Here is a 3,761-nt window from a genome sequence, read left to right as displayed (position 1 = left end):
CGAAACGGATCCTTACCCACTACTCGGCTTTCCATCCCATCAATTTCGACTGGTAACGCTAAAATAAGCACATCCAGCTCACCATGTCTGAGCGCTTGGAGTAAGTTTGTCGTCGTGTCTTCTCTTAATAAAAGGTTCAGTTGTGGGAAACGGTAGTTCACCTCTTGTACCAAATCACACAGTAAAAACGGAGCAATTGTTGGTATGCATCCTACTTTTAGCTGGCCTTGCATATCGTCGCCTTGGCACATACGTCCAAGCTCGACCAAATCTTGCCCTTTTGCTAACAGCTCTCGCCCCTGCTTTACTACCATTTCTCCTGTTTGGGTAAAAACCAGTGGACTTTTCTTATCTTTCTTTTCATATAAGGGACAACCTATCAATTCCTCTAAGTTTTGAATACCCTTACTTAAAGTCGACTGACTGACAAAACAACGCTCTGCAGCGTCACTAAAATGTCTTGTTTCATGCAGTGTGACTAAATAGTGTAACTGCTTCAAACTGGGCCATTTATTCATAATTGTATTTGTATCTACCGCCGTTCCAGTGATCGAGTTAAGAGTTTTGTTATTATCGTTTTTTTCGATTAACTCAATCTATTTATTTCGCTTTTTTCAATACTACAATCTGTACTATAGTTTGTCTCGTACAAACACGAACCAAACCGACACAACTGAATTCGGTTTGGAGCTAACCATACTTTTTAGGAGCAAAAAAATGGTACTAGTAGGTCGTCAAGCCCCTGATTTTACTGCAGCAGCTGTTCTAGGTAACGGTGAAATCGTTGAAAACTTCAACTTTGCAGAGTTCACTAAAGGTAAGAAAGCAGTAGTATTCTTCTACCCACTAGATTTCACTTTCGTTTGCCCATCTGAGCTAATCGCATTCGACAACCGTCTAGCTGACTTCCAAGCTAAAGGTGTTGAAGTAATCGGTGTTTCTATCGATTCTCAGTTCTCTCACAACGCATGGCGTAACACTGCTATCGAAGATGGCGGTATCGGTCAAGTTAAGTACCCACTAGTTGCTGACGTTAAGCACGAAATCTGTAAAGCTTACGACGTTGAGCACCCAGAAGCAGGCGTTGCTTTCCGTGGTTCTTTCCTAATCGACGAAGAAGGCGTTGTACGTCACCAAGTAGTTAACGACCTACCACTAGGCCGTAACATCGACGAAATGCTACGCATGGTTGACGCTCTTAACTTCCACCAGAAGCACGGCGAAGTATGTCCTGCACAATGGGAAGAAGGTAAAGCAGGTATGGACGCATCTCCAAAAGGTGTTGCAGCGTTCCTATCTGAGCACGCAGCTGACCTAGGCAAAAAATAATAGACCTTCACCCTAGCTCAACGGGTGTGATGGTTGGATGTATATAAAGCAATAAGCTAATGCGGAAAACCGCAAACGCCAATCAGTCTAAGTAAAGTCCTATCAAAGCCCAGAGCCTCTGCTCTGGGCTTTCTTTTTCCTTCAGATAAACCGCCAAAATGAGGTAACGCTTTAGCGTAAACTTTACCTCTATTTATCATCTCCTCCATACAGATTCTGCTTACTGGCCCTGTTAATATCTTAGCCACAACACTTATTTGTAACGTTAGCAGGATGAATGAACGTGGTTACTCACCTAGAAGTCTGTATTGATAATATTGAATCTCTGCACTACGCCATTGCTGGCGGCGCCACTCGGATTGAACTTTGCTCCTCTTTGGCTTTAGGCGGACTAACACCCAGTTATGGTTTTATGCAGCAAGCGGCTAAGCTTTCGAGTGTTCCAGTTTATGCCATGATCCGCCCACGCCAAGGTGACTTCTTCTACAATGAAGAAGAGATCGAAATGATGCGTTGGGATATTGAAGCGGCTCACCAATCAGGCTTGAGCGGTGTCGTGTTCGGCGTGCTCACTCAAGACGGTGATATTCATATGCCTTACGCGGCTGCGCTGTGTGAATTTGCTCAAGCGCTTGGCTTAGGCGTGACCTTCCATCGTGCCTTTGACCAGTGTCGTGACGCTGAAAAAACTTTGGAAGAAGTGATCAGCTTAGGTTGTGAACGTATTTTAACCTCCGGTCTTGCGCCTTCAGCACCACAAGGGATCGATGTGCTTAGAGCTTTGGTTAAGCAAGCCCAAGGACGCATAGCAATCATGGCGGGGGCTGGCGTTAATGCGAGTAACGTACGTGCGTTAGTAGAAGACACTCAAGTTCCTGAAATCCATCTGTCAGGCAAAACCACACGCCCTAGCCAAATGACCTTTGTTGCTGAACAAAGCAAAATGGGCGCATCCGATGTCGATGATTTTTTAATCCCCATCACAAGTACACAAGCCATAACCGATGTCGTAGCAACTCTCAAATAGACCACCGTAACCTCACGCGCATAGCTTTTGAGTGCTAACATATTGTTTATCAAGGAGTGAGGAAAGGTGTATGTCTAAATTGAAGAAAAAGGAATACGAAAAGGAGCTCAAAAACCTTCAAGTTGAGCTCGTAAAACTTCAAGAGTGGGTCAAACACAAAGGGTTAAAAGTGGTTGTTCTGTTTGAAGGCCGTGATGCTGCGGGCAAAGGCGGAGTGATAAAGCGAATTACAGAAAAGCTAAACCCGCGTGTTTGTCGCGTAGTGGCTCTGCCTGCACCGACCGAAAAAGAAAAAACGCAATGGTACTTCCAACGTTACGTCGCTCATTTACCATCTGCTGGTGAAATCGTTTTATTTGACCGAAGTTGGTATAACCGAGCAGGTGTCGAAAAAGTCATGGGGTTCTGTACTCCAGACGAATACGAGGAGTTTTTACGCTCTTGCCCTGAATTCGAGAGAATGTTGCAACGCTCTGGGATTATTCTGATTAAGTATTGGTTTTCGGTTTCAGACGAAGAGCAGGAAAAACGTTTTCTAGGTCGAATTAATACGCCGATCAAACGTTGGAAATTCAGCCCAATGGATTTAGAGTCACGTCATCGCTGGGCGGAGTATTCGGAAGCAAAAGATAAGATGTTTGCCTATACAGACACGAAAAACTGCCCTTGGTGGGTCGTCCCTTCAGATGACAAAAAGAAAGCGCGCTTGAACTGTATCAGTCATTTACTAAGCCAGATTGATTACAAAGCACTTGAGTACTCACCCATCGAATTACCTGAACTCAATAAAGAAGGTTACGTCAGAGCGCCCATTGATGATCAGACCTTCGTTCCTGATAAATATTAACGTGCTTTCCTTCTCTCTAATAAATAGGCCAGCCTAAAAGCTGGTCTATTTGTTGAAGTCAGTTACTTCAGTACGTCATCAATACTTTGATCACCTAGGTGGCGTACATCTTTCCCTTTCACAAAGTAAATAATGTATTCACAGATGTTCTGGCAGCGGTCCCCCACGCGTTCAATCGCGCGTGCAGACCACATCACTTGCAGAATATTAGGGATATTTTTTGGATCTTCCATCATGTAAGTCATCAACTGACGAATCACCGCTTCATACTCGGCGTCTAGTTTGTCATCTTGTTTGTGCACCTCTGCTGCCGCTTCTACATCCATACGGGCAAACGCGTCTAAAACCTGATGCAGCATATTAATTGCCTGACGGCAGAGAGGCTCTAACGACACTTGGAATTGTCGTTCTTTTGATGATGGGCTTTCAATGGCAACGTAAGCAATACGTGTCGCCACGTCACCGATACGTTCTAAATCAGTGATCGTTTTGATGATAGCCATAATTAAGCGCAAGTCTTTTGCCGTTGGCTGACGCTTAGCAATAATGCGTGTACAG

The 3,761-nt window shown here is 44.5% G+C and carries 5 protein-coding genes; 3 read left to right on the top strand and 2 right to left on the bottom strand.

What is annotated here, in order from left to right; all coding sequences use genetic code 11:
• Nucleotides 1-518: LysR family transcriptional regulator (locus IQR33_RS09400; RefSeq protein ID WP_193843664.1), on the bottom strand; the 518-nt coding region annotated here is incomplete at its 3' end.
• 199 nt (nucleotides 519-717) lie between these two features.
• On the opposite strand from IQR33_RS09400, the gene IQR33_RS09395 reads away from it, so the two are divergent.
• The 3 genes from IQR33_RS09395 (at nucleotide 718) to ppk2 (ending at nucleotide 3,203) form a co-directional block, all read left to right on the top strand.
• Nucleotides 718-1,329 carry a peroxiredoxin C gene (locus IQR33_RS09395; RefSeq protein WP_005381738.1) on the top strand — a complete coding sequence of 204 codons (612 nt, stop codon included), beginning with the start codon at nucleotides 718-720 and terminating at the stop codon, nucleotides 1,327-1,329.
• Between the two features lie 283 nt (nucleotides 1,330-1,612).
• Nucleotides 1,613-2,356 (top strand): copper homeostasis protein CutC, encoded by a 744-nt coding sequence (locus IQR33_RS09390; RefSeq protein ID WP_086026665.1) that lies wholly within the window; start codon nucleotides 1,613-1,615, stop codon nucleotides 2,354-2,356.
• Between the two features lie 70 nt (nucleotides 2,357-2,426).
• On the top strand, nucleotides 2,427-3,203 hold the full coding sequence (gene ppk2 / locus IQR33_RS09385; RefSeq protein WP_005381743.1) for a polyphosphate kinase 2: 777 nt from the start codon (nucleotides 2,427-2,429) through the stop codon (nucleotides 3,201-3,203).
• A gap of 62 nt (nucleotides 3,204-3,265) precedes the next feature.
• Here ppk2 and phoU read toward each other — a convergent pair.
• Nucleotides 3,266-3,761, bottom strand: a 496-nt coding sequence (gene phoU / locus IQR33_RS09380) for a phosphate signaling complex protein PhoU (RefSeq protein WP_193843661.1), incomplete at its 5' end; no start/stop codon positions are given.

It is taken from the genome of Vibrio sp. OPT46 (assembly GCF_015163535.1).
Classification (GTDB): Bacteria; Pseudomonadota; Gammaproteobacteria; order Enterobacterales; family Vibrionaceae; genus Vibrio; species Vibrio alginolyticus.
The sequence above is the reverse complement of the archived record's forward strand: the minus strand, read 5'-3'. Positions and strand labels throughout refer to the sequence as shown.

Excerpts from the sequence above, each read along its gene's own strand:
- ppk2 (WP_005381743.1), top strand. The coding sequence starts at position 2,427 with ATGTCTAAATTGAAGAAAAAGGAATACGAAAAGGAGCTCAAAAACCTT.
- IQR33_RS09395 (WP_005381738.1), top strand. The coding sequence starts at position 718 with ATGGTACTAGTAGGTCGTCAAGCCCCTGATTTTACTGCAGCAGCTGTT.